At 72.1% G+C, this 20,285-nt stretch carries 15 protein-coding genes; 11 read left to right on the forward strand and 4 right to left on the reverse strand.

The annotated features are described in order from the left end of the window. Positions 1–139: 139 nt before the first annotated feature. Positions 140–1,258 carry a beta-ketoacyl synthase N-terminal-like domain-containing protein gene (locus ACZ58N_RS08475; protein ID WP_471157562.1) on the forward strand — a complete coding sequence of 373 codons (1,119 nt, stop codon included), beginning with the start codon at positions 140–142 and terminating at the stop codon, positions 1,256–1,258. Next, positions 1,255–1,707 carry a hypothetical protein gene (locus ACZ58N_RS08480; protein ID WP_471157043.1) on the forward strand — a complete coding sequence of 151 codons (453 nt, stop codon included), beginning with the start codon at positions 1,255–1,257 and terminating at the stop codon, positions 1,705–1,707. The genes ACZ58N_RS08475 and ACZ58N_RS08480 overlap by 4 nt, the downstream gene beginning before the upstream one ends. A 96-nt stretch (positions 1,708–1,803) precedes the next feature. Here the strand turns inward: ACZ58N_RS08480 and ACZ58N_RS08485 are convergent, their stop codons facing one another. Beyond that, a complete protein-coding gene (locus ACZ58N_RS08485) occupies positions 1,804–2,472 on the reverse strand; it encodes a hypothetical protein (protein ID WP_471157044.1) in 669 nt (222 codons plus the stop codon). A 246-nt stretch (positions 2,473–2,718) separates the two neighbouring features. Here ACZ58N_RS08485 and ACZ58N_RS08490 point away from each other — a divergent pair, with 246 nt between their 5' ends. The 4 genes from ACZ58N_RS08490 (at position 2,719) to ACZ58N_RS08505 (ending at position 8,680) form a co-directional block, all read left to right on the forward strand. Beyond that, entirely contained in the window at positions 2,719–3,771 is a 1,053-nt protein-coding gene (locus ACZ58N_RS08490; protein WP_471157045.1) for a polyprenyl synthetase family protein, read from the forward strand. Positions 3,772–3,790: 19 nt separating this feature from the next. Further along, positions 3,791–5,338, forward strand: a complete 1,548-nt coding sequence (locus tag ACZ58N_RS08495; RefSeq protein ID WP_471157047.1) for an acyl-CoA carboxylase subunit beta — start codon at positions 3,791–3,793, stop codon at positions 5,336–5,338. A gap of 11 nt (positions 5,339–5,349) precedes the next feature. Next, positions 5,350–5,559 carry an acyl-CoA carboxylase subunit epsilon gene (locus ACZ58N_RS08500; protein ID WP_471157049.1) on the forward strand — a complete coding sequence of 70 codons (210 nt, stop codon included), beginning with the start codon at positions 5,350–5,352 and terminating at the stop codon, positions 5,557–5,559. A 118-nt stretch (positions 5,560–5,677) separates the two neighbouring features. Beyond that, positions 5,678–8,680: an AfsR/SARP family transcriptional regulator gene (locus ACZ58N_RS08505; RefSeq protein WP_471157051.1), complete on the forward strand. Its 3,003-nt coding sequence runs from the start codon at positions 5,678–5,680 to the stop codon at positions 8,678–8,680. A 30-nt stretch (positions 8,681–8,710) separates the two neighbouring features. Here the strand turns inward: ACZ58N_RS08505 and ACZ58N_RS08510 are convergent, their stop codons facing one another. Continuing rightward, positions 8,711–9,007: a hypothetical protein gene (locus tag ACZ58N_RS08510; RefSeq protein WP_471157052.1), complete on the reverse strand. Its 297-nt coding sequence runs from the start codon at positions 9,005–9,007 to the stop codon at positions 8,711–8,713. 215 nt (positions 9,008–9,222) lie between these two features. On the opposite strand from ACZ58N_RS08510, the gene ACZ58N_RS08515 reads away from it, so the two are divergent. Next, the gene (locus ACZ58N_RS08515; protein WP_471157054.1) at positions 9,223–11,100 is read left to right on the forward strand and encodes an AfsR/SARP family transcriptional regulator; all 1,878 of its coding nucleotides are present in this window, start codon (positions 9,223–9,225) and stop codon (positions 11,098–11,100) included. 184 nt (positions 11,101–11,284) lie between these two features. Here the strand turns inward: ACZ58N_RS08515 and ACZ58N_RS08520 are convergent, their stop codons facing one another. Further along, positions 11,285–11,527: a DUF6269 family protein gene (locus tag ACZ58N_RS08520; RefSeq protein ID WP_471157055.1), complete on the reverse strand. Its 243-nt coding sequence runs from the start codon at positions 11,525–11,527 to the stop codon at positions 11,285–11,287. Positions 11,528–11,686: 159 nt separating this feature from the next. On the opposite strand from ACZ58N_RS08520, the gene ACZ58N_RS08525 reads away from it, so the two are divergent. Together ACZ58N_RS08525 and ACZ58N_RS08530 are read left to right on the forward strand one after the other, a co-directional pair. Further along, positions 11,687–13,240 (forward strand): tryptophan 7-halogenase, encoded by a 1,554-nt coding sequence (locus tag ACZ58N_RS08525; protein ID WP_471157057.1) that lies wholly within the window; start codon positions 11,687–11,689, stop codon positions 13,238–13,240. Between the two features lie 72 nt (positions 13,241–13,312). Further along, the gene (locus tag ACZ58N_RS08530; RefSeq protein ID WP_471157058.1) at positions 13,313–15,400 is read left to right on the forward strand and encodes an ABC1 kinase family protein; all 2,088 of its coding nucleotides are present in this window, start codon (positions 13,313–13,315) and stop codon (positions 15,398–15,400) included. An 18-nt stretch (positions 15,401–15,418) separates the two neighbouring features. Here ACZ58N_RS08530 and ACZ58N_RS08535 read toward each other — a convergent pair whose 3' ends face one another. Beyond that, positions 15,419–16,636, reverse strand: coding sequence for a cytochrome P450 family protein (locus ACZ58N_RS08535; RefSeq protein WP_471157060.1), 1,218 nt, complete (start codon positions 16,634–16,636; stop codon positions 15,419–15,421). A 242-nt stretch (positions 16,637–16,878) separates the two neighbouring features. Between ACZ58N_RS08535 and ACZ58N_RS08540 the strand changes: the two genes are divergently transcribed. Then, positions 16,879–17,667, forward strand: a complete 789-nt coding sequence (locus tag ACZ58N_RS08540) for an ABC transporter ATP-binding protein (protein ID WP_471157061.1) — start codon at positions 16,879–16,881, stop codon at positions 17,665–17,667. Beyond that, positions 17,667–20,207: an ABC transporter permease gene (locus ACZ58N_RS08545; protein ID WP_471157063.1), complete on the forward strand. Its 2,541-nt coding sequence runs from the start codon at positions 17,667–17,669 to the stop codon at positions 20,205–20,207. The genes ACZ58N_RS08540 and ACZ58N_RS08545 overlap by 1 nt, the downstream gene beginning before the upstream one ends. Positions 20,208–20,285: the final 78 nt, after the last annotated feature.

Here is a 20,285-nt window from a genome sequence, read left to right on the forward strand (position 1 = left end):
CGGCGGCAGCAAGCTGCCAGTCCCGTTGTGATGCCTCCGGTTCCACCACCACAGTCGAGAGCGGGCCCGTCCGCCGCGTTCGTGCCGGCAATCCTTCGAAGGAGTACGAGGCGTGTCCACCGCAGTTCTCACCGAACCGATCAGCCGCCCCATCGTGGGCATGGGCGCCGTCGCCGCCGTCGGATCCGGCGTCGACGCGCTCTTCGAGAGCGTGTGCGCCGGCCGCAGCGGACGGGCGCGGCGGCGCGGCGTCGACCGGAGCGGGTTCACCGCGCAGCACGCCCACGAGGTCGACGGCCGACCGGTGGGAGGCGGGGACGCAGCCGGCCGGGCCACCCGGCTGCTGCTCGACGCGGTCGGGCAGGCCGCGGAGGACGCCGGCCTGGGCGATGACCTCAGTGGCATCCCGATCCTCGTGGGCACCGGGATGCGCGAGACGCGCTCGCCGGAACTGTGGTGGCGGGACGGCTCCCCCTTCGCGGACTCGGGAACGAACTTCGGCGCCGCGCTGCGCGAGCGGTTCCGCGCCGACGTCACCCACACGTTCTCCAACGGCTGCTCGGCCTCCCTGTACGCGCTGGCCCTCGCCTCCGACCTGCTGGGACAGGAGGGCGACGACGCCCCGGAGAACGTGATCGTCGCCGGCGTCGACGTCGTGACCGGGTCCATGTACGGGCCGGCGGAGAGGGCGCGCCCCTACGGGGGCGCCGGCCGGGGCGTCTCCCCGGGCGACGGAGCCGCCGCGATCGTGCTGCGCCGGACCAGCGGGAACGCGGCCCGGGTGCACGGCCGGCTGCGGGGCGTCTCCCTCAGCTGCGACGCGCACCACGTCACCGCGCCGTCCCGGGACGGCATCGCCGCGGCCATGAGGTCCGCGTACCGGCTTGCGGGCGTCCGACCCGGCGACGTCGACCTGGTCATGCTCCACGGCGGAACCCCGGGCGAGGGCGACGCCGAAGCCGCGGCGCTCGCCGAGGTGTTCGGCACCGTCGCGGCCGCCCCGCTGATGACGGCGGTGAAGTCCATGACCGGACAGGCGTTGGGCGCGGCGGGCCTGATCGACCTGATCGTCGGCATCCGCGCCCTCGGCGAGGGGCGGGTGCCGCCCGTCGCCCGGCCGCACGCCACGGCCGACGGCGCGCCGCTGCGTTTCGTGACGGGTGCCGCGACGGCGGGACGGCGGATGAACGTGGCGCAACTCAACGCCTTCGGACTCGGCGGCATCAATGCCGTCGCCATTGTGGAAGGAGGTCCATGAGCATGAACGCCGCCACCGGGCCGCGTACCGGACCGGCACCCCGCGAGGTCCGGTCGCCCGTCGGAGGCCGGAAGGGGATCGCGGAGGACTGGGCGGACCGCGCCGCGGGCGCCCCCCGGCTCCTGTTCGTGGAGAACAGGGGTGCGCCGGACACGGGAGAGGGGGAGGGCGGGGCCGACGACTTCAGGAGCGAGGCGGTCACGCAGGTGCTCATGGGCAACTCCGTCATGCTCTTCCTGGTCCAGGAGGGAGTGGTGCTCGCCGTACCCGGCCGGGACACCGATCTCGACCGGTTCCAGCGCGAGGGCGGACTGCTCGCCGCGGACCGCTTCTCGCTGGAGGAGCGCGGCCTCGACGCGGGAACGCTGCGCCGGGGCACGAGGATCACGGGCATGGACGAGGTCGCGGGCTGGATCCTCGACCCGTCCGTGCGGGTGATGTGGCACTGAACCCGTGCCGTGGTCCTGAACCCGTGACGTGAAGCCGACGCGCCCGGGGCGGTCGGTGACCGGTCCTCCGGTCACCACCACCCCGGGCGCGGGTGCTCACGCGCAGCCGCGCTGCCAGTTCCAACCGATGAAGGTGTTCTTCAGCTCCACGTCGAAGGTGCAGGTGGCGGTCCCGTCGCCGTTCAGCTTCACGTAGGAGTGGTGGGAGTTCGCGTACCGGTTGCCGCCTAGGTCGAAGATCCCCTTGTACGTGAAGTCGGCGTGGGCCTCGTAGGAGGCGGTGCCCGTGGCGTTGGACGACTTCAGCGACCAACCCGCGTTCCACGGCTCGCGGTTCCACTCCTGGCGGGCCGTGTTGGTCGTGTTGGAGACCTGTCCGCCGGCCGTGTCCCACGTGGAGTCCGTGTACAGGCCGGTCATCCGGATGTTGCAGCAGTCGAACATCTCGTTCCAGCTGCGGACGGTCCGGTTGGTTCCGGCCTTCGCGGCGGCGCTGCCGAGCGCCCCCTTCCGCACGGTCCCCGCGGCCGCGGGGACGTAGCGGACCTCTCCCAGGACCGGCCTACAGTCCTCACCGATCGTGACCACCTGCTGCACGGCCATGCCCGCGGGCGGCACGGGCAGAGCCCCGGACAGCTTGACGCCCTCGCACTTCCGGTCGGAGGTCGGAGCCGCCGCCGTGGTGTCGGCGGGGGCCGCGACGGCGCTACCGGCCATGAGGGCCAGCAGGCCTGCCGATACGGAAACGACGGTTGCGATGCGCATTCTCAATTCCCCTTGTTTTTCTTCGAGTTCCTTGATGTGGGAGCTTAACCACGCTTATTCGGGGTGGAGTCGAGCGGCGGAATGTTGGCAGGAAGATGGCATTGAGCTGGTGCGACTCCGCAGGGCGTGTCGATGGCACCTTCATGCCAATTCCCTTGGGTCGTAACCGGATTGGATGCCAGAGTTCCGCGGAGCGTCGCCGTTCGGATGGCGAATGGCGGTCCGTCGTGAGGTGGGGGATTCCTCGTGGGTCGTATTCGGACGCAATCGACCGCCACGGTCGACCGGGTGGAAGCGGGCAGCGGTCTGCTGGCCCGACTGTGCCTGGAGGAACCGGAGTTCGAATCCCGGATGGGTGAGGCGCTGGCCGCCGCGGAGGAGCGGCTCCAGGGTTGCGCCCGTGGTGCGCGGGATCCCCGGATAGCCGACCTCACCGGACATCTCGCCTCCGCCGGGGGCAAGCGGATGCGTCCGGTGCTGGTCCTGCTGGGCGCCGAATTCGGTGATCCGTGGCGGCACGGAGTGATCCAGGCCGCCGTCATCGCCGAACTGGTGCACATCTCCTCCCTCTACCACGACGACGTCATGGACGAGGCCGCGACCAGGCACGGGGTGCCCAGCGCCAACGTGCGCTGGGGCCGGCGGGTGGCCGTGTTCGGCGGTGACTGGCTCCTCGCCCGGTCCGCGCAGCTCGCCGCCGACCTGGGGCCGCACGCCCTGCGGTTGAACGCGGAGACGGCCGGCCGGCTCGTGGCGGGACAACTGCGCGAACTCACCGGCCCCGCACCGGACGAGGACCCGATCGACCACTACTTCGAGGTGACGGCCGGCAAGACGGCCGCGCTGCTCGCGATGTCGCTGGGCATCGGGGCGCTCCAGGCCGCGGCGCCCGAACCGTACGTCCGCGCCCTGACCTCCTACGGCGAGGACCTCGGCGCGGCCTTCCAGATCGCCGACGACCTGCTCGATCTGACCGGTCCGGCCGAGGTGACGGGGAAGGAGAGGGGCAAGGACCTGCTCGCAGGGGTGCCGAGCCTGCCCGTCCTGCTCGCCCTCGCCGACCGGAGTCGCGGGAACGAGGAGCTGCGGGCGCTGCTCCTCGACGGCCCGGTCACCGATCCGGCCGCGCACGAGAGGGCCCTGGAGCTGTTCGCCGTCGCACGCGCCACGGCCCTGGCCGAGTCGATGATGCACCAGCGGCTCGCCGCCGCCCGGGACGCGCTCGGGATCCTCCCGCAGTGCACGGCACGCCGGGCGCTGGACGCCCTCTGCGACTTCGTCGCCTTCAGAACCAGTTGAGACAGGACGGGAGTTGACCATGACGATGCACGAAAGGGTCGGCGAGCTCACGCGGATCCGCGAAGAGATCCTGACGGGAGGGGGGCAGGGCGCCGAGGCGCAGCACCGCCGCGGGAAGCTGACCGCCCGCGAACGCCTCGACCTGCTCTTCGACGAGGGGTCCTTCCGGGAGATCGAGCAGCTGAGGCGACACCGGGCCACCGGCTTCGGCCTGGAGGTGAAACGGCCCCACACGGACGGCGTCGTCACCGGCTGGGGCACGGTGGAGGGCCGCACGGTCTTCGCCTTCGCCCACGACTTCCGGATCTTCGGCGGGGCGCTGGGCGAAGCCCATGCCGCCAAGATCCACAAGGTGATGGACCTCGCCCTCGCCGCCGGCGCCCCCCTGGTGTCACTGAACGACGGCGCCGGCGCCCGCATCCAGGAGGGCGTCAGCGCGCTCGCCGGGTACGGCGGGATCTTCCAGCGCAACACCAGGGCCTCGGGCGTCATCCCGCAGATCAGCGTGATGCTCGGGCCGTGCGCGGGCGGCGCCGCCTACAGCCCCGCGCTGACCGACTTCGTGTTCATGGTGCGCGACACCTCGCAGATGTTCATCACCGGCCCCGACGTGGTCAAGGCCGTGACCGGCGAGGAGATCACCCAGAACGGCCTCGGCGGCGCCGACGTCCACGCGGAGGTGTCCGGCGTCGCGCACTTCGCGTACGACGACGAGCAGACGTGCATCGCGGAGGTGCGGTACCTGCTGTCGATGCTGCCCGCCAACAACAAGGAGATGCCGCCCGGCGCCCCCGCCGCCGACCCCGTCGACCGGCGCTGCGACCGGCTGCTCGACCTGGTGCCCGTCGACGGCAGCCGCCCCTACGACATGCGGGGCGTGATCGGGGAGATCGTCGACGACGGCGAGTACATGGAGGTCCACGAGCGGTGGGCGACCAGCGTCATCACGGTGTTGGCGCGGCTCGGCGGCCAGGTCGTCGGGATCGTCGCGAACCAGCCGCAGTCCTTCGCCGGGGTCCTCGACATCCGGTCCTCGGAGAAGGCCGCGAGGTTCGTGCAGATGTGCGACTCGTTCAACATCCCGCTGGTCACCCTCGTCGACGTACCGGGGTTCCTGCCCGGTGTCGGTCAGGAGCACGGTGGGATCATCCGGCACGGCGCCAAACTGCTGTACGCCTACTGCAACGCGACGGTGCCCCGGGTCCAGGTGATCCTGCGCAAGGCCTACGGGGGCGCGTACATCGTCATGGACTCCCGCTCCATCGGCGCCGACCTCTCCCTGGCCTGGCCCTCCAACGAGATCGCCGTCATGGGCGCCGAAGGCGCGGCCAACGTCGTCTTCCGTCGGCAGATCCGGGCGGCGGACGATCCCGACGCGACCCGGGATCAACTGGTCAAGGAGTACCGGGCCGAGCTCATGCACCCCTATTACGCGGCCGAACGGGGTCTCGTCGACGACGTCATCGACCCGGCCGACACCCGATCCGCCCTGATCGGGGCACTGGACATGCTCCGCACCAAACACGCCCCGCTGCCCTCCCGCAAGCACGGCAACCCCCCGATGTGAGGAGAAGCGCCATGTCGGTACCGGCCTTCGAGGGGCCGCTCGGCCCCGCACTGATCGAGATCATCCGCGGCACCCCCACCACCGAGGAGCTCGCCGTCGTCACGGCGCTGCTCACCACGCTGGCGTCCACCGCGGCCCCGGAGCCCGAACCGGCGCCCGCCGCCGCGGGCTGGGACCGTGCCGAGCCGTACCCGCCCATGTCCTGGCGGGCGAGACCTTGAGCCGGCAGCTTGCTGCCACTCGCGTTGCCGCCCCCCGGAGCCACTGCTAGTCAAGACCAAAGCGGCACGAACCGGGCCGCACGACGTCGGCCGCGGCCGCGATACGGGGAGGCAACTCGTGCTTCAGGTGGTGTTCCGGATCCTGGGTCCCCTGGACATCAGTGCCGACGGGATACCGGTGAACCTCACGGGTGCCCGCCAGCGCACGATCATGTCCATGTTGCTGCTCGCCCCCAACCGGATCGTCTCCGTCGACACCCTCGCGGACGCCGTCTGGTACGGGAACCCGCCCGCCACGGCCCGCAACCAGATCGCCATCTGCGTATCCGCCCTCCGCAAGACCCTCAAGACGGCGGTCGGCATAGACGACCTCTTGGTCACCAGCCACCCCGGCTACATGCTGTTCGCCGGGGAACACCGCATCGACGCGGTCGAGTTCGAGGACCTCGCCGAGCTGGGCCGGGAGGCCGCCCGTGGCGGCCGGACCGAAGAGGCCTGCGCGCACCTCGGCGACGCCCTCGCCATGTGGCGCGGCCCCGCGCTGGAGGGCATCACCACGGAACGCGTCGAGGTCGAGGCCGCCCGACTCACCGAACTGCGCCTCGACGTCTACGAGGAACACATGGGCCTGCGCCTCGCGCTCGGCCACCACCGCGACGTGATCGGCGAACTCACCGCCTTCGTACGCGAGCACCCGCTCCGCGAGCAGGCCAAGGGCCACCTCATGCTCGCCCACTACCGCTCCGGCCGACGGGCCGAAGCCCTGGAGACGTACCGCGAGGGCCGACGGCTCCTCAACGACGAACTCGGCATCGAGCCCGGCCCCGCCCTCCAGGAGCTCCACGACCAGATCCTCGCCGACTCCCCACAGCTGAACCGGCCCGCCGGGGCCGTCGCCGTCGCCCTCCCCGTGTGCGACGTGCCCGCCCAGATCCCCTCCGGTACGGCCTCCTACACCGGACGCGGCGACGAACTCGCCTCCCTCGACCGGCTCCTCGACCACCTCGGCGGCGCCGCCCTGCCCGTCGGCTCGGTCACCGGCATCGGGGGCGTCGGCAAGACGGCCCTCGCGGTGCACTGGGCCCACCAGGTCCTGGACCGCTTCCCCGACGGGCAGCTCTTCGCCGACCTGCGCGGCTACGACGAGGAGGCGCCGCTGCGGCCCGGCGCCGTGCTCGACCGGTTCCTGCGCGCGCTCGGCGTCCCCGGACCGGAGATACCCGCCGACCAGGACGAACGCTCCGCGCTCTTCCGCAGCGTCCTCGAAGGCCGCCGGGTGCTGATCCTCCTCGACAACGCGCGCTCCTTCCGGCAGATCCGCCCCCTGTTGCCCGGCCGGGGCCGCTGCTGCGTCCTGGTCACCAGCCGTGACCCCATGGGCGGCGCGCTCGCGGGCGACTACGCCTTCGTACCGCTGCACCTCGGTGCCCTCGAACAGGACGAGGCGATCGCCCTGCTCTCCCGCGTCGCGGGGGACGACCGGCTGTCCGCCGACCCGGTCGCGGCGGCCCGGCTCGGCGCGCTCTGCGACCGACTGCCCCTGGCGCTGCGGATCGCGGCCGCCCGGCTCGCCGCCAAACCCCACTGGCCGGTACGGACCCTCGTCTCCCGCCTGGAGGACCAGCACCGCAGACTCGACGAACTCAGCCCCGACGAACGCGGCGTCCGCGCCGGCCTGCGGCTCAGCTACCGCGACCTGCCCACCGCCACCGCCCGCATGTTCCGGCTGTTGGGGGCGGCCAACGTGCCCGACTTCGCGGCCTGGGTCGGCGCCGCGTTGCTGGACGTCGACCTGCTGGACGCCGAGGACCTCATCGAGGAACTCGTCGACGCCCAACTCCTCGTCCCGCAGTCCGCCACCACCGGCCACGTCCGCTACCGCTTCCAGTCCCTGCCCCGGCTCTTCGCCCGCGAGGTGGCCCTCGCGGAGGAACCCGCGGAGGACCTGCGCGCCGCGACCCGCCGGGCGGCGGGTGCCTGGCTGGGACTCGCCGCGGAGGCCCACCGCAGGATCTACGGCGGCGACTACACCGTCATCCACGGCCGCGCCCCGCTCCACGCGTTGCCCGCCTCCCTGGTCGACAGCCTGCTGGAGGAGCCGATGGAATGGTTCGAGACCGAACGCGTGGCGATCACCGGCCTGGTCGACCAGACGGCCCGGGACGACGAGTCCGCGTACGCCTGGGACCTGACGATGACCACGGTCACCCTCTTCCAGAGCCGCAACTACCTCGACGACTGGCGCTCCTGCGCCGAGCGGTCCCTGGAGGTGGCCCGCCGCACCGGCGACCGGCTCGGCGAGGCCGTGATGCGGCACTCGCTCGGCACGCTCGGGATCCTTTCGTGGCAGCACGACGCGGCCGTCGAACACCTGGACCTGGCGCTGCGGCTGTTCGAGGAGGAGGGCCAGGACCAGGGGCGCGCACTGGTCCTGCGCAACCTGGCCCTCTGCGGGCGCTACCGGGGCGACCTGGACCGGGCCCGGGAGATGGCCCACCGGTCGCTGGAACTGTTCCGGGCCGGCGGCGACCACTACGCGGAGGCCCACGTGCTCGGTCTGCTCGCGCAGATCGAACTGGAACTCGGCAACGCGCAGGCCAGCCTGGTGCTGTCCTCGGAGGCGGTGGTCAGGAGCCGCGGCCTGGGCACCGTACGCGGCGAGGCGCAGAGCGTGGTCCGGCTCGCGGAGGCGCTGCTCAACCAGCGTGACGGGGAACGCGCGGAGGAGGCGTCGAGGCGGGCGCTGGGGCTGGTCCGGTCGAGCGGGGACCGGCGGGGCGAGGCGCACGCGCTGCGCGTGCTGGGCGAGGCCCTGTGGTGCCGGGACCTGCCGGAGGAGGCCGAATCGGTCCTCGACGACGCCCTGGAGACGGCGGCCAAGGTCCCCGACCGCTACCTGGAGGCACGGGCCGGCGTCGTACTCGGCTGCGTGCGCGCGGTGCGCGGCGACCGCAGCGGTGCGGCGGGCCGCTTCAAGGCCGCGTCGGACCTCTTCGCCGAAGTCGGTGCGCCGTCCTGGCAGGGGCGGGCGCGGCGACTGTTGGAACTGCTCGGGGACGGCGCCGGCGGAGTCGGCGGCCGACCTGATCCCGCAGAACTCTTCTCGCTGGTCCAGCCGTGACGGCGGATGACGGACCGAACGGGACGGGGGTCAGCTCCAGGGGTCGTCGTTCACGCCGGCGGGGGCGGCGGACCACGGGTCATCGCTCTTCTTGACGGGGGCGACGGACCACGGGTCGTCGCTCTTCGTCAGGGGGGCGCTCGACCACGGGTCGTCCGCCACCACCTGCGCGGCGGCCAGGACCTCAGGGGCCTGCGAGACGGCGTGGGCGACACCGCCGGCCGACACCAGGGTGAGGGCGAGTGCCGTCCGGGCGGCGAGGCGGCCGAAGGGGGCCGTGACGAGGGCGGCGGCAGCGGACCTGGTGGAACGGACGAGGTTCTTCACGGGATGCTCCTGAGGGTTCGCGGTCGGTCCGGGGCCGCTGTGGCCGTGGCCCCCGGGGTATGACCCGAACAGTAGGAAGCCCCCTTTTCCGCGCGCTTTCGCCTCGATTTCGTGGCCCGCGAAATCGCCCCGATGCCGGGGAACAATCGCAGGTCAGTAGTTTTCGCGGCATGAGGCCGGCCGACCGCGGCGGGCCCGTGCGAGGCGGAGGCGTCATGGACTTCACCATCCTCGGACCCGTGTCGGCCGAGACCGACGGCCGCCCGGTGGCGCTGGACGGCAGCAAGCAGCGCACCGTGCTCGCCGCGCTGCTGCTGGCCCGCGGCAAGGTCATGACGGACGAGCGGCTCACCACCCTGCTCTGGGGCTGGGAGCCGCCGGCCGGCAGCACCAACCAGCTCTACACGTACGTGTCCCGGCTGCGGACCCGCCTCGGCGCCGGCCACGGCCTGGAGCGGGTCGGCGCCGGCTACCGGATGGACATCGGGGACGCCGACTTCGACTGGGCCGCCTTCCGGCGGCTCGCCGACGCGGGCGGCGCCGACCTGACCGCCGGACGGTACGCGGACGCCGAACGCCGGCTCCACGCCGCGCTCGCGCTCTGGCGCGGTCCCGCCCTGACCGACGTCACCCCGCAACTCGCCGAGGCGGAGGGTCCCCGGATGGAGGAATCCCGGCTCTCCGTGCTGGAACTCCACACCGAGGCCTCCCTCGCGCTGGGCCGGCACGCGGACGCCGTCCCCGGCCTGACCCGCCAGGTCACCCTGCACCCCGTACGGGAACGGCTGCGCGGCCAGCTGATGACCGCACTGTTCCGCTCCGGCCGCCGGGCCGACGCGCTCGCCGTCTACGAGGAGGGGCGCCGGGTCCTCGCCGAGGAGCTCGGCATCGACCCCGGCCCGGCACTGCGCGCCCTGCACCAGGGCGTACTCACGGGCACCCTGCCCGCGCCCGCGGCCCCCGAACAGTCCTCCCCGGCCCTCCCGGCGGCGGCTCCGGTACGGCTCCTCGGAGCTGCGGACATCCCCGCGGCGCCGTTGCCCGCCGCGTCCCCCGCGGCACCGGCCGGCGGGTACGAGGGCCGGCCGGGCCTGGTTCCCGCGCTGCTGCCCGCCGCTCCCCGGGACTTCACGGGCCGCGAGGAGGAGACCACCGAGATCCTCACCGCCCTGCGCGCCGGCCGGGACGTCGTCGTCACCGGCGCGCCCGGCACCGGCAAATCGGCGCTCGCCCTGCGGGCGGCGGAACTCTGCCGCGCGGAGTTCCCCGACGGCCAGCTCCATGCCGAGCTGCGCACCCCGGCCGGCGGTCCCCGCACACCGGGCGAGGTGCTCGGCTGGTTCCTGCGGGCCCTGGGCACCGACCCCGTGCGACTGCCCGAGGGCTTCGACGAGCGCGTCCAGCTGTACCGGACCCTGCTGGCCGGCCGCCGCGTGCTGGTCGTCCTCGACAACGCGGACGACGACGCCCAGGTACGCCCGCTGCTGCCGGGCGGCGACAGCCGCACCGTCGTCACCGGTACCCGCTCACCGCTGGCCTCCCTCGAAGGCACCCGCCTGGTGCGGACCGGCCCCATGACGCCCCGGGAGGCGCTCGGGCTGATGATGGCCGTCGCGGGCCCCGGACGGATCGTCGACGACCCCGAATCGGCTGCGCGCATCGCCGAGTTCTGCGACCGGTCGCCGCTCGCCCTGCGGATCGCGGCCGCCCGACTCGCCGCCCGGCCCCAGTGGACGGCCGCCCGGCTCGCGGCCCGCCTGGAGCCCGAGGAGCGCAGGCTGGGCGAGCTGCGGCTGGGCGGCCTCGACGTACGGGCCACGCTGGCCGGGGAGGTCGACCGGCTGCCCGCGCGCCTTCGGCACGCCTTCGGCGTCCTCGCCGCGGCCGGCCCGGGCGACCTGACGGCAGCCGACGCGGCGGCGCTCCTCGGCACCGGAACGGACGAGGCCGAGGAGACGCTGGACCAACTGACCGACGTCCGCCTCGCGGACGCCCGGACCACCGACGGGGACGCCGGGCCGTGCTACCGGTTCGCGGGGCTGGTCCGGCTGTTCGCCCGGGAGCGTGGCTCAGCCGTCCTGCTCGCCGCCTGAGGCCGGACCGTTCGTCCGCCTCTTCGATCGCCCGCTCGTCCGGTTGTTCCTCCGGCCGTTCGGCCCCCGCTGCTCGGCCCCCGTCTCCGCCCGCTTCCCCGCCCCCGCCTTCGCGGACCGGCCCGCCCCCACCGGGGGGCCGGCCCGCGAAGGCCCTTCCGCGTTCCGGACCGGAGGGGCCGGATCAGCCGCAACCGCCCGCGTGGCCCTCGTCAAAGGTGTGGGTCATTTCGGCGGGGGCCCGGAAACGAGGGTTCTGCGCCACCAGCGCGGTCAGCGCGTCCACGTATTCCGCCAGCAGTTCCGCCCAGGGTGCGGAGTCGGAGCGCAGCTGCAATTCCTGTGCCAGCGTTCCCTGCTGCTCGATCTCCGTCAGGACGTCCAGTACGTCGCGAGCTTCACCGAAGGTGTTCTCGTTCATGTTCATCTCTGCTCCCGTGTGTTCCTCGGGCCCCGTTCAGGTCCGGCACACACAGATTCGGATGAGGTGATGTACGGATTCCCGCACGGTTCTGCACCGGCTCGTAGAGCCTCTTGCGGGGCTCCGTACAGATCCCGTACAGAAACCCGACGAAGAATTTCGGGCATGGACAGCACAATGAGGAGAGTCGTCGTCGTGGGAGGTTCCGCGGCCGGCTGGACGGCCGCCGTGCGGCTCGCGCGGGCCTGGCGCGGGACGGCCGAGGTCACCGTGCTGCAGATCCCGCAGGCCCTCCCCGACCTCACGGACACAGGGCAGGTCACCGCCGTACCACCGGAGTTCCAGCCGTTGCTCCTCGATCCGCTGGGCGTCACCGAGGAGCACTGGACGAGAGCCTGCGGGGCCTCCTTCAGGACGGCCGTGAGGTACGTGAACTGGCGCAGCGACGGTGCGGCCGCCTCGGGTGCGCGGGCCCTCGCCGACGGAACGGCGGACCATTTCTACCGCCCTTACACTGCCATGCCCGAATTCGGGAACAGCCCGCTCTCCCATTACTGGCGACACCTCCGGAGCGGTGGTCGGACCCTGGAGCCGTCCGACTACGCCTGTTTCCACGAACCGCCCCTGATGGACGCCATGAAATCGCCGCGCTGGCTGGACGGCCGGGCGGCCTTTCCCCACGGATGGCACGTGGACACGCGCAGGTTCTGCGCATTTCTGCGCGACCTCGCCATGAGCCGGCTCGCGGTGCGCGTGCTTCACGATTCCGTCCGTTCCGTCGAACGCGACGGGAACGGAATGCTGACCGTGCTGCACACGGAGAAGGGGCACGGCGTCCAAGGGGACCTGTTCGTCGATTGCACGGGCCGGGAGGGCCTCCTGCTGACGAAGGTCCTGGGGGAGCCGTTCGTCGGTGCCCAGGACCGGCTGCTCTGCGACAGCACCGCCACCGTCACCGTCCCCCACGACGACGGGGCCCACGGGATCGAACCCTTCGCCACCGCCACCGCCGTGCCCGAAGGATGGTCCTGGAAGCTGCCGCTGCCCGGCCTGTTCGGCGCGGGTCTGCTGTACGCCGGTGCGGCGACCCGGCCCCACGAGGCCGAGCGCCGGCTGTGCGCGCTGTACGGGCTGGACCCGGAGCGGACGCGGGTGCGGCACGTCCGGCACCGCTTCGGGCGCAGTCGTCGCGCCTGGGTGAAGAACTGCGTGGCACTGGGCGAGGCCGCCCGGCAGGTGGAACCCCTGGCCGGAGACGCGCTGACCGAGGTCCTGGACGCGGTGGACCTGCTGGTCCGGGACTTTCCCTCCGCGGCCGCCGGCGAGGCCCCCGCCGCCCGCTTCAACCGGGCCGCCCGCGAGCGGTACGAGCGCGCCACCGACGCCGTACAGCTCCACCACGCGGCGTCCGGGCGCACCGATGCCGGGTTCTGGCGGGCCCAGCGGGCCCTGCCGTTGCCCGTCGACCTGGCGGAACGCGTCGACTCCCACCGCCGGGGGGCGGCCCCCGGGCCGGGCGCGCGAGCACACCACGCACTGCTGTCGGCGCTGACCGCCGCCGCGCCGGACGCGTGCGCCGCCCCAGGTCCGGGCCCCGACGCGTTGAGGTCGGCCGAGGAGCACATCAGCCGTGTCAGGCGCCGCCAGCGCATCCTGCTGGAGACGCTGCCGACGGCCCACGCCTACCTGGAGAGGCTCCACGAACGGGCGGCTGCATGAAGCTGCCAGATTCCTCCGGCTCCCGGACGGATCGGCCTAGGGTGGCCGGCGACCTACCGAGGGAGCTGCCCCATGACCGCACTGGCCTCCGGCACGATCGACGACGTGTCTCTCGTCCTCCTCATCGTGTTGGGGACGGCGGCCTCGCTCGGCGTCGTCGTCTTCGGCGTGTCCACCGCCTCCCGCAGACTCCTGGGGATCAGGGTCGGGCCGCTGCGGGCGCTGGGCGCCGGCCTGATGGGACTGGGTGTCTTCCTCGCCTTCAACGAAGTGGTGAGGGACGAGGACGACCGGGGAGCCCTGTCGACGATCCAGATCCCCCTGGCCCTGTTCGCGGCGATGGCCACCCTGGTGATCGTCGAGGTGTTCCTCCCGTACGGCAGCTGGACGCGGCCGCTCCAGGTCCTGCGCGGGCTGGGCGACCGGATGCGCCGGGCACGCCGCTACTCCCAGATCAGCCGGATCTTCATGCGGCACGGCCTGAGCCGGATGCTGCGGGGCCGTTCGGGGTGGGAACGAGCCCTGAAACCGGGCGAGGTCGGGGAGAGGGCGGCCCGTTCGGCGCGGCTCGCGCTGGAGGAGTGCGGCGGAGCGCTGATCAAGTTCGGCCAGGTGATGTCGACCCGGCGCGACCTGCTCCCGTCCCACTTCATCGAAGAACTCAGCAGGCTGCAGAGCGACGTGCCCCCGGCGCCGTGGCCGGAGGTCGAGGCCATTCTTCACAAGGAACTGGGCAAGCCGGTCTCCGAGGTCTTCGAGTGGATCGAGCACGTGCCCCTGGCGGCGGCCTCCATCGCGCAGGTGCACCGCGCCCGGCTGCTCGGCGGCCCGACGGTCGTGGTGAAGGTCCAGCGTCCCGGCATCCGCGAAGCGGTCGAGCGGGACCTCGACATCGTCCTCACCATCAGCCGGAGCCTGCAGACCAGGGTCCGTTCCGCCCAGGCCCTCGGCCTGCGCGAGCTCGGGGACGGCTTCTCCGAATCCGTGCGCGAGGAACTGGACTTCCGCATCGAGGGGCGCAACGCCGCCGCGGTCGCGCAGGCCACGGGCGCCTGGGAGACCGACGCGCCGGTGCGCATCCCCCGCGTGTACTTCGAGTACACCTCGGCGCGCGTCCTGGTGCAGGAGTGGATGGAGGGCGTCACCCTCGACCGGGCAGGGGAGGCCGCCGACGCGGCGGGCCTGGACAGGACGGCACTGGCCGGCGCCGCCTTCTCCGCCGTCCTGCACCAGATCCTGCGGGTGGGTGTCTTCCACGCGGATCCCCACCCGGGCAACATGCTGCTGCTGGACGACGGCCGGATCGGCCTCATCGACTTCGGCTCGGTGGGACGGACCGATCCCTCGGTGCGGTTGGCCATTCAGGAGCTGCTGGTGGCCGTGGACCGGGGCGACCCGGCGGGACTGCACGACGCCCTGCTCAGCCTGCTCGGGACGCGCGCCACCACCAATGAGGAACTCGTCCCCGACCCCGCGCTGTTGGAGCGGGAACTGGGCCGGTTCATGGCCCGGCACCTGGGAGCGGGCGCCCAGCCCGACTCCGAAATGTTCACGGCGCTGCTCCGGATGCTCTCCCGGTTCGGGCTGGCCGTCCCCCCGGAGGTGGCGGCGGTCTTCCGGTCGCTCGCCACCATCGAGGGGACCCTCACCCAACTCGCCCCCGATTTCAACCTCCTGGAAGAGGCTCGGGCGTTCGCCATCGCGATGCTCACGGAGCGCTTCACCCTCGGCGCGGCGAAGCCCCGGACCGGGGGCGCGGAGGGCGGCGGAGGCGGCTTCACGCCGCCGGGCCTGTCCGACCTGGCGCACGGAGCCGCCCAGGAACTGCTCTCCGTCCTACCCATGTTGCGCCGCTTGCCCCGCAGGGCCGAACGCATCAGTGCCTCACTGGAGGAGGGCCGGCTGGGGGTACGGGTCCGGGTGCTCGCGGACGAGCGGGAGCGGCACTTCGTCTCCGGCCTGATCCACCAGGTGACGGTGACCCTGCTGGCCGCGTGCACGGGGCTGATGGGCGTCATGCTCGTGGTCTTCGGCACGGGCAAGGGGCCGCGGGTGACCAGGCAGTTGGAGCTGTTCCCGCTGATCGGCTACCACGTGCTCGTCGTCAGCGCGATCCTCATGCTCAGAGCCCTGTACACCGCGATGCGCCGGCCCGTCTGACAGGGCCGGCGGGCGGTTTCAGAACACGACGGGCAGCGCCTCCAGCGGGCGGACGACCACGTTCTGCTGGTAGCGCAGCTCCGACGGGTTCACGGCGAGGCGGACCTGGGGGAAGCGCTCGAAGAGCCGCCGGGCGGCGATCTCCGTCATCACCTTCGCGAGGTGGGCGCCCGAGCAATAGTGGATGCCGAAGCCGAAGCTGAGGTGTGCGGGCTTCGGACGGGTCAGGTCCAGCCCGTCCGGGTCGTCGGGGAACTGGTGCGGATCGCGGTTCGTCGACATCACGCTGATGACGACGACCTCGCCGGCCGGAATGGTGACCCCGCCCAGCTCGACCGGCTCGGTGGTGACGCGCTGGAGGGCGTTGCCGATCGGGCTGACGTAGCGGATCAGCTCGTCCATCGACCTGCCCCAGCGGCCCGGTTCGGCCAGCAGCCCGGCCCGCTCCACGGGGTGGGTGAGCAGGGCGGCGATGACACCGCCGACCAGGCTGGCGGTGGTGTCGTTGCCGCCGGTCATCAGCGCGAAGCCGGTGGACAGGATTTCGGTGCTGGTCAGCCGCCGCTCCGGGTCGGCGTGGATCAGCGCGGAGAGGAGGTCCTCGCCGGGCTCCCGTTCCTTCTCCGCGATGAGGGCGGACATGTAGCGGGACAGCTCCTGGATGTTGCGGTCCAGGGCTCCGGAGGACCCGGCGGGGGAGTGGGTGCGCAGCGCCGTCGACCAGCGCAGGAAGTCGGGCCAGGCGTCGGCCGGTACGCCCATCAGCTCGGCGATGACGATGACGGGCAGCGGGTCGGCGTACCCGGAGATCAGGTCGGGCCGGGGCAGACCGGCCAGCCGGTCCAGCAGCTCGTCGGCGATCTGCTCCACCTTCGGTCGCAGGGCCTCGGCCCGGCGCGGGGTGAACGCGAAGCTGATCGCCCGGCGCAGCGGGGTGTGCCGGGGCGGCTCCAGGTTGGCCAGGTGGTTGGCCTCCTCCGGGGGAGGAGTCAACAGACGACCCGTCCGCTCGGACATGAGGCGGTAGTGGACGTGGACGTCCCGGCTCAGCCGGGGGTCGGCGAGGGCCGCCTTGGCGTCCTCGTACCGGGTCACCACCCAGGCGCGCCCGCCGTCGGGGAAGGACAACTCGCGCACGGGGCTCTCGCGCCGCACGTACTCCAGGACCGGATACGGGTTCTGGGTGAAGTCGTTCGTGAGCATCCAGTACTTGGAGAGTGCCCGCGTGCCTGTCATGTCCGTCCTCCGTGCCGTCACCGGGAGCTGCCCATTCGTCGGCACGTTAAGCGCGCCCGCCACCGCGGCGCAGGCCTGGTCTCAAGAGTTCTATCTGCGCTCGGAATCCCGGCCTCCGGCGAGGAGGATCTATGCCGATTGGCAGATGTGGCGGGTCACGGCCCGCTCCTAGGCTGCATTTCGACCACCGGACACCGTGCACAGTGCTCCGGTCATGGACCGTCCGTAATTCCAACCCGTGTATGGGGAGTGTGAGTCGTGTGACCGCGACCATTGCGACTTCGACCAAGCGGCAGACCGCCGCCCGAGCTGTTGGCGTGACGAAACTGTACGGCGAGGGCGAGGCCCAGGTCGCGGCGCTGCGCGGAGTCGACGTTGAATTCACCGCCGGCGAATTCACCGCGATCATGGGTCCGTCGGGTTCCGGGAAGTCGACCCTCATGCACGCCCTGGCGGGCCTGGACAGCATCACCGACGGCCAGGTGTACATCGGTGACGCCGAGGTCAGCGGGATGTCCGACAAGAAGCTCACCGAATTACGCCGGACCCGGATCGGTTTCATCTTCCAGCAGTTCAACCTGCTGCCCATGCTCACGGCGGAGGAGAACATCCTGCTCCCGCTCGCCATCGCCGGCCGCAAGCCGTCGAAGGACTGGTTCGACCGCGTCATCGACACCGTGGGTCTGGGCAAGCGGCTCGGACACCGGCCGACGGAACTGTCCGGTGGGCAGCAGCAGCGCGTCGCCTGCGCCCGCGCCCTCGTGTCGCAGCCGGAGGTCATCTTCGCCGACGAGCCGACCGGAAATCTGGACTCCACCTCGGGCACCGAGGTGCTCAGGTTCCTCCAGCACTCGGTGCGCACGCTCGGCCAGACGATCGTCATGGTCACGCACGACCCGCACGCCGCCTCGTACGCGGACCGGGTCATCTTCCTGGCCGACGGCCGGATCGTGGACGAGCTCCGGGAGCCGACGGCGGACGCCGTGCTCGACACCATGCGCAACCTCGATGGCAAGGCGCGGGTGGCGTAATGCTGAACGCCACCCTCAAGAGCCTCCTCTCGCGAAAGCTCCGGCTGGTCCTCTCCGGCCTGGCCGTCGTGCTCGCGGTGATGTTCGTGTCCGGCTCGATGGTCATCAAGGACACCCTGAACCGGTCCATCGACGCCCAGTTCAACGGCGCCTACGCCGACATCGACCTGCACGTGGCGCTCAAGCCCAAGGTGGCGGCCGACACGGGTGAGACGGCGGTCGTGTCCCCGCTCGACGCGGCGGCAGTCGCCCGCGTGGCGAAGGCGGCCGACGTGGCCGCCGCCAAGGGGCTGGTCCTTGCCGAGGGCGCACGCGTCCTCGGCAAGGACGGCAAGATCGTCAAGGACACCGGAGGCCCCCGCTACGGCGAGAGCTGGCGCGGCGAGAGCAAGCTGATCGCCCTGCGCTCCGGCCACGAGCCGCGCACGGACACCGAGGTCGCCGTCAACGCGGGCCTGGCCGAGAAGGCCGGCCTCAAGGCGGGCGACCCGATCAGCGTGCTCACCACGGAGCCGAAGCAGACCTTCACCGTCGCCGGCGTCTTCGGCTACTCCGGGGACCGGGACTCCATAGGAGGCGAGCAGACGGTGGCCTTCAGCGAGCCGGCCGCGCAGCGGCTGATGCTCGGCCGGGCCGACGCGTTCTCCGGGATCAAGGTCGACGTCGCGAACGGCGCGTCCGTCGCCGCCGTCCAGAAGTCCCTGTCCGCCGAGCTCGGCACCGACTTCGAGGTCCTGACGGGGGAGGGCCTCGCCAAGAAGGCCTCCGACCAGTCCCGCGGCGTTCTCGACCTGATGAACCAGCTACTGCTCGGGTTCGCGGGGGTCGCGGTCCTCGTCGGCGTCTTCCTGATCGTCAACACCTTCTCGATCATCATCGCCCAGCGCATGCGGGAACTCGCCCTGTTGCGGGCCCTCGGCGCGAGCCGGGGCCAGATGATCACCTCCGTGCTGGTCGAGTCCTTCGTGGTCGGTCTGGTCTCCTCCGCCCTCGGTCTCGCCGCCGGCATCGGCATCGGCGTCCTCGGCGCCGACCTGCTGGCCGGGGCGACGGGCGGCCTCAAGGTCGGCTCCCTCGCCGTGCCCGCGAGCGCTGTGGTCACCTCCTTCGCGGTGGGCATCCTGGTGACGATGCTGGCCGCGCTCCTCCCCGCCGTGCGGGCCTCCAAGGTCCCGCCCATCGCGGTGATCCGCGCCGCGGGCGTCCCGGACGGCAAGCACCGCAAGCAGACCTGGACCGGGTTCGTCCTGCTCGGTCTCGGAGTCGTCCTGCTGGCCCTCGGCCTCTTCGGCTCCGGCGGGGTCGCGACGATCATCACCGGAGTCCTGCTGGCCTTCGTCGGCGTCGCGCTGCTGACGCCGCTGTTCAGCGGGCCGTCGGTGCAGGTGCTCGGAGCGGCGTTCTCCCGTTCGCTGCCCGGACAGCTGGGGCGCCGCAACTCCGCCCGCAACCCGCGCCGTACCGCCATAACCGCCTCGGCGATGATGATCGGCGTCGCGCTCGTCACCGCGATCAGCACCGTGGCCGCTTCCTCGGAGACCAGTGTCACCAAGGACATCAGGCGTGATCTGAAGGCCGACTACGTGGCCATGGGCGAGGCGGGATCGGCGGCATCGGCGACCATCGACCCGGCCGCGCTGACCCGGATCGCCGAGGTGCCCGGGGTGAAGGCGGTCGCGGCCGCGATGCTGGATACCGGGACGGTCGGCAAGCAGTCCCAGTCGGTCACCTCCTGGCAGGACTGGGACCAGGCCCGCGAAGTCCTCGGGATCCGGGACTCCAAGGGTTCCCTCGCAGCCCCCGCCGCCGGAACCGTCGTCATGAACGTGAGCACCGCGAAAGCCCGCGGGGTGAAGGTCGGTGACAGCCTCACCCTCCAGCTCCAGCGCGGTGACGCCCGCACCTACGAGGTCGCCGGCATCTTCGAGGACTCGTCCCTGGCGAACAGCGTGGTCGTGCCCTGGGTCGACGCCGAGGCCGGGTTCCGCGGCACTCAGCCCTCACAGGCCTACTTCCAGCTGGACGGCGAGGTTCGGGCGGCCTCCGTGGTGTCGGAGATCGAGAAGCTGCTCGCGGACAGCCCCGAGGTCACGGTGAAGACCAAGCGCCAGGTCATCGAGATGTTCAGCGGCGGCATGGCCATGATCCTCACCGTGGTCCAGGGGCTCCTCGGCATCGCGATGCTCATCGCGGTGCTCGGCATCATCAACACACTCGCCCTGTCGATCCTGGAACGCACCAAGGAGATGGGAACGCTCCGGGCGATCGGTCTCAGCCGGGGCCAGACCATCCGCATGGTCATGACGGAGTCGGTGGTGATCTCCCTGTTCGGGGCGGTGCTCGGCATCGTCGTCGGCGGGGTCCTCGGACTCGCCATGGCCCACGCCATGAAGGACCAGGGCGTCAGCGAACTGTCACTGCCCTGGGGTCAGATGCTCGCCTACCTCGTCGGTGCGGGGGTCGTCGGAGTCATCGCCTCGATCGCCCCGGCCCGTCGCGGTGCGCGGCTGAACGTGCTCACCGCCATCAGCCACGGCTGACCGGGACAGGTTCCGGCGGGCGGGCCGGAGCACGCAGGCGCCCCCGAGGGCATCCAGCCCCCGGGGGCGCCCCGGTGT

Source organism: Streptomyces sp. NPDC040432 (genome assembly GCF_055595445.1).

Coding starts and splice junctions, on each gene's coding strand:
- ACZ58N_RS08480 (WP_471157043.1), top strand. CDS start 1,255: ATGAGCATGAACGCCGCCACCGGGCCGCGTACCGGACCGGCACCCCGC.
- ACZ58N_RS08485 (WP_471157044.1), bottom strand. CDS start 2,472: ATGCGCATCGCAACCGTCGTTTCCGTATCGGCAGGCCTGCTGGCCCTC.
- ACZ58N_RS08495 (WP_471157047.1), top strand. CDS start 3,791: ATGACGATGCACGAAAGGGTCGGCGAGCTCACGCGGATCCGCGAAGAG.
- ACZ58N_RS08500 (WP_471157049.1), top strand. CDS start 5,350: ATGTCGGTACCGGCCTTCGAGGGGCCGCTCGGCCCCGCACTGATCGAG.
- ACZ58N_RS08515 (WP_471157054.1), top strand. CDS start 9,223: ATGGACTTCACCATCCTCGGACCCGTGTCGGCCGAGACCGACGGCCGC.
- ACZ58N_RS08520 (WP_471157055.1), bottom strand. CDS start 11,527: ATGAACATGAACGAGAACACCTTCGGTGAAGCTCGCGACGTACTGGAC.
- ACZ58N_RS08525 (WP_471157057.1), top strand. CDS start 11,687: ATGGACAGCACAATGAGGAGAGTCGTCGTCGTGGGAGGTTCCGCGGCC.
- ACZ58N_RS08530 (WP_471157058.1), top strand. CDS start 13,313: ATGACCGCACTGGCCTCCGGCACGATCGACGACGTGTCTCTCGTCCTC.
- ACZ58N_RS08535 (WP_471157060.1), bottom strand. CDS start 16,636: ATGACAGGCACGCGGGCACTCTCCAAGTACTGGATGCTCACGAACGAC.
- ACZ58N_RS08540 (WP_471157061.1), top strand. CDS start 16,879: ATGGGGAGTGTGAGTCGTGTGACCGCGACCATTGCGACTTCGACCAAG.
- ACZ58N_RS08545 (WP_471157063.1), top strand. CDS start 17,667: ATGCTGAACGCCACCCTCAAGAGCCTCCTCTCGCGAAAGCTCCGGCTG.